This window comes from Rhodococcus sp. As11 (assembly GCF_048957735.1).
In the GTDB taxonomy this organism is placed as follows: Bacteria; Actinomycetota; Actinomycetes; order Mycobacteriales; family Mycobacteriaceae; genus Rhodococcus; species Rhodococcus gordoniae.
Genome location: NZ_JARDJE010000012.1, coordinates 1 through 4,137 on the forward strand (window position 1 = coordinate 1; position 4,137 = coordinate 4,137).

Genomic DNA, 4,137 nt, shown 5'->3' on the forward strand with positions numbered 1-4,137 from the left:
CTTCTTCGCCGGCGTCGACTTGGCCGCGGTGGTCTTCTTCGCCGCGGTCGACTTGGTGGCGGTGGTCTTCTTCGCCGCAGTCTTCTTGGCCGCCTTCTTGGCTGCCGCGGTCTTCTTGGCCGCTGCAGCCGCACCGCGCTTCACGGCCGGACCCGAAGCGGGAAGCTTCTGGGTGCCCGCGATGATGTTCTTGAAGGACTGGCCGGGACGGAAGGCCGGCACCGAGGTCGGCTTGACCTTGACCGTCTCACCCGTGCGCGGGTTCCGGGCGACACGAGCGGCCCGGCGACGCTTCTCGAAGACACCGAATCCGGTGATGGTGACGCTCTTACCCTCGTGCACGGCGCGAACGATGGCGTCCACCATGTGCTCGACGGCCGCGGTAGCGGTGCGCCTGTCCGAACCGAGTTTCTCGGTCAGAACGTCGATCAGTTCTGCCTTGTTCATTGATTTCCTCCGCACATACACGGTCCACCGTCAGACCGACTCCAGTCCACGGTAGACCCGCAAACGGGCAAGAGTCTATGTGCCACGCGGATTCTCATGCAAATACATCCGGGCCCGGCCCGACGGGAGTGTCGGACCGGGCCCGGACGGGGTGTGCCCGGAGGGTGTTTTCAGGGCGCCGGAAGGGTACTCGGTTTCCATGACGGCCTTGACTTTTCGTACTCGGAAATCGCGTCTACCTGGCGCAATGTCAATCCGATGTCGTCGAGACCCTCGAGCAGACGCCACCTGGTGTAGTCGTCAATGGTGAACGGCACCACGGTGGTTCCGGCGGTCACGGTCCGGTTCTCGAGATCCACCTCCAGTTCGAGTCCGGGCTGCTGTTCGATGAGTTTCCACAGCAGTTCGACGTCGTCCTGCGAGACCTGGGCGGCGAGCAGACCGGCCTTTCCGGCGTTGCCGCGGAAGATGTCGGCGAACCGGGACGAGATGACGACCCGGAATCCGTAATCCGACAACGCCCACACCGCATGCTCACGCGACGAGCCGGTGCCGAAATCCGGTCCGGCGACGAGAACGCTGCCGCGGTCGAAGGGCGGGGTGTTGAGCACGAAGGACGGGTCGTTGCGCCACGCGGCGAACAGACCGTCCTCGAATCCCGTACGGGTGACACGCTTCAGGTAGACGGCCGGAATGATCTGATCCGTGTCGACGTTGGACCGGCGCAGCGGGACGCCGATGCCCTTGTGGGTAGTGAAGGCTTCCATCGAAAATTCTCCTCGTCGGTCCTGTGGTCTAGTCCAGATCCGCCGGTGCGGAAAGCGTTCCCCGCACCGCGGTTGCGGCGGCCACGGCCGGCGAGACGAGATGCGTCCGTCCGCCCTTGCCCTGCCGTCCTTCGAAATTCCGGTTCGATGTCGACGCGGAGCGTTCACCCGGCGCCAGCTGGTCGGGGTTCATGCCCAGGCACATCGAGCATCCCGCCTGACGCCACTCGGCGCCTGCGGCGGTGAAGATCTCGCCGAGGCCTTCGTCCTCCGCCTGTGCCCGCACCCGCATCGAGCCCGGCACGACGAGCATCCGGACGCCGTCGGCGACCTTGCGGCCCTTCAGGACATCCGCCACCGCACGCAGATCCTCGATGCGGCCGTTGGTGCACGACCCGACGAAGACGGTGTCGATCTTCACATCGCGCAGCGGCATCCCCGGCTCGAGATCCATGTAGCGCAACGCCTTCTCCGCGGCAGACCGCTCGGTTTCGTCCGCGATCTCCTCGGGTACCGGAACCGTGGATCCGAGGGGTGCGCCCTGGCCCGGGTTGGTACCCCACGTGACGAAGGGCGTCAGAGCGCTGCCGTCGATGTGGACCTCGGCGTCGAAAACCGCGTCGTCGTCGGTCTTCAGCTGCTCCCACGCCTCGACGGCGGCGTCCCAGTCTGCGCCCTCCGGGGCGTGCGGCCGGCCCTTGACGAATTCGTAGGTGGTCTCGTCGGGTGCGATCATGCCTGCGCGGGCACCTGCCTCGATCGACATGTTGCAGATGGTCATCCGCGCTTCCATCGACAGCGCGCGGATCGCCTCGCCGCGGTATTCGAGGACGTAGCCCTGTCCGCCGCCGGTACCGATCTTCGCAATGATCGCGAGGATGAGGTCCTTGCTCGTCACTCCGGGCGCCAACGCGCCGTCGACGTTGATCGCCATCGTCTTGAACGGCCGCAACGACAGCGTCTGTGTGGCCATGACGTGTTCGACCTCACTGGTGCCGATTCCCATTGCGAGGGCACCGAATGCGCCGTGCGTGGACGTGTGGCTGTCGCCGCAGACCACCGTCATACCGGGCTGGGTGAGTCCGAGCTGCGGACCGACCACGTGGACGATGCCCTGATCGAGATCGCCCATGGGATGCAGCCGGACACCGAACTCCTCGCAGTTACGACGCAGGGTCTCGACCTGCGTGCGCGAGACCGGGTCGGCGATGGGCTTGTCGATGTCCACCGTGGGGACGTTGTGATCCTCGGTGGCGATCGTGAGATCGGGGCGCCGGAGCGGGCGTCCGGCCAGCCGGAGGCCGTCGAAGGCCTGCGGGCTGGTCACTTCGTGTACGAGGTGCAGGTCGATGTAGATGAGGTCGGGCTGTCGTGCCGATCCCTCTCCTTCACCGCGCACGACCACGTGCTGGTCCCACACCTTCTCCGCCAGAGTCTTTCCAGCCATCTTCTCCACCTTGTCGTACGTGACGAACGCGAATCCCGGGGGCTGTCCGGCCGCGTATGGCGTCGTCCCCACCGCTCTCGGCATGCGATATGCTTCCCATTATGCGAGACGGAGGTATCGACCTATGAGACAGCATAGCGGGATCGGAGTGCTGGACAAAGCGATGGCAGTCCTCCACGCGGTTGCCGAACAACCGTGCAACCTCAACGAGTTGTGCGCACGGACGGGCCTGCCCCGCGCCACCGCGCACCGTCTCGCAGTCGGCCTCGAGGTCCACCGCCTGCTCATGCGCGACAGCGACGGGCAGTGGCGTCCCGGTCCCGGACTGGCCGAATTGTCCGCGGGCGCAGGCGACACCCTCGTCGAGGCCGCCTCTCTCGTACTCCCCCGCCTACGCGAGATCACCGGAGAGAGCGTGCAGTTGTACCGCCGCGAGGGCACCCAGCGGGTCTGCGTCGCGGCCCTCGAACCCCCGACCGGCCTGCGCGACACGGTCCTTGTCGGGGCGCGCCTTCCCATGACGGCCGGTTCCGGTGCGAAAGTTCTGCTCGCGTGGGCCGATACGGCGACCCAGCGCGCCATTCTTCCCGAGGCCGCGTTCGGCGAACGCGTCCTCGTCGAGGTCCGCCGCCGCGGCTGGGCCCAGAGCGCCGCCGAACGCGAGCCCGGTGTGGCCTCGGTCGCCGCACCCGTCCGCGACAACGCCGGCGCCGTGATCGCCGCGATCTCCGTATCGGGTCCCATCGACCGTATGGGCCGCCGACCGGGTGCCCGATGGGCCGCCGACCTCCTCGCCGCCGCGGAGGCGCTCCAGAAGCGTCTCTGAAGCCGGAACGCACGCGCGGGCCACCTCCCGGGCGGGAGCGGGAGGAACCCGGGCGTGCGGCCCCACCCTGTGCCACAGTGCTTCGCATGGGAACGAACCGCCGCGCAGACATCACGATGACGGACTCGGAGATCGACGAGTTCCTCCACCGCAGCCGGGTCGCGAACCTCGCGACCCTCGGACCGACGGGCACCCCGCATCTCGTCGCCATGTGGTACGCGGTACTGGGCGGGGAGATCTGGTTCGAGACGAAGTCGAAGTCGCAGAAGGTCGTCAACCTTCGCCGCGACGACCGTGTCACCGTCCTCGTCGAGGCCGGAGACACCTACGACCAGTTGCGCGGCGTATCGATCGAGGGGCGGGCAGAGATCGTCGACGACCACGACCGGCTGTTCGACGTCTGCCGCGACGTGTGGGAGCGGTACACCGCCCCGTACACGGACGAGGCGCGTCCCGTGGTGGAGCAGATGATGAACAAGCGGGTGGCCGTGCGCGTGGTGCCCGTGCGGGTGCGCTCGTGGGACCACCGCAAGCTCGGGATGCCCGCCATGGCGATCGGCGGCACGACGGCGGCCTATCTTCCGTCCACCGCACACTGACCCCGGATACGCGAAAGGCTCCCCGATCGAGGATCGGAGAGCCTTCGTGGT

5 protein-coding genes are annotated in these 4,137 nt (G+C 67.2%); 2 read left to right on the plus strand and 3 right to left on the minus strand.

The window, feature by feature from the left end; genetic code table 11:
* The 3 genes from PV766_RS16280 to leuC all read right to left on the minus strand — a co-directional run.
* A partial coding sequence (locus PV766_RS16280; protein WP_421097412.1) for an HU family DNA-binding protein occupies positions 1-447 on the minus strand: 447 nt, incomplete at its 3' end.
* A gap of 170 nt (positions 448-617) precedes the next feature.
* Positions 618-1,214 (minus strand): 3-isopropylmalate dehydratase small subunit, encoded by a 597-nt coding sequence (leuD, locus tag PV766_RS16285; RefSeq protein WP_016935315.1) that lies wholly within the window; start codon positions 1,212-1,214, stop codon positions 618-620.
* A gap of 28 nt (positions 1,215-1,242) precedes the next feature.
* A complete protein-coding gene (leuC, locus tag PV766_RS16290; RefSeq protein WP_064065387.1) occupies positions 1,243-2,670 on the minus strand; it encodes a 3-isopropylmalate dehydratase large subunit in 1,428 nt (475 codons plus the stop codon).
* Positions 2,671-2,785: 115 nt separating this feature from the next.
* Here leuC and PV766_RS16295 point away from each other — a divergent pair, with 115 nt between their 5' ends.
* Together PV766_RS16295 and PV766_RS16300 are read left to right on the plus strand one after the other, a co-directional pair.
* Positions 2,786-3,487 (plus strand): IclR family transcriptional regulator, encoded by a 702-nt coding sequence (locus PV766_RS16295; protein ID WP_064065370.1) that lies wholly within the window; start codon positions 2,786-2,788, stop codon positions 3,485-3,487.
* A gap of 86 nt (positions 3,488-3,573) precedes the next feature.
* Positions 3,574-4,086 carry a pyridoxamine 5'-phosphate oxidase family protein gene (locus PV766_RS16300; protein WP_064065371.1) on the plus strand — a complete coding sequence of 171 codons (513 nt, stop codon included), beginning with the start codon at positions 3,574-3,576 and terminating at the stop codon, positions 4,084-4,086.
* Positions 4,087-4,137: the final 51 nt, after the last annotated feature.

What these genes read in the sequence shown, in the direction of transcription:
- leuD (WP_016935315.1), bottom strand. Translation starts at nt 1,214, where the DNA reads ATGGAAGCCTTCACTACCCACAAGGGCATCGGCGTCCCGCTGCGCCGG.
- PV766_RS16295 (WP_064065370.1), top strand. Translation starts at nt 2,786, where the DNA reads ATGAGACAGCATAGCGGGATCGGAGTGCTGGACAAAGCGATGGCAGTC.
- PV766_RS16300 (WP_064065371.1), top strand. Translation starts at nt 3,574, where the DNA reads ATGGGAACGAACCGCCGCGCAGACATCACGATGACGGACTCGGAGATC.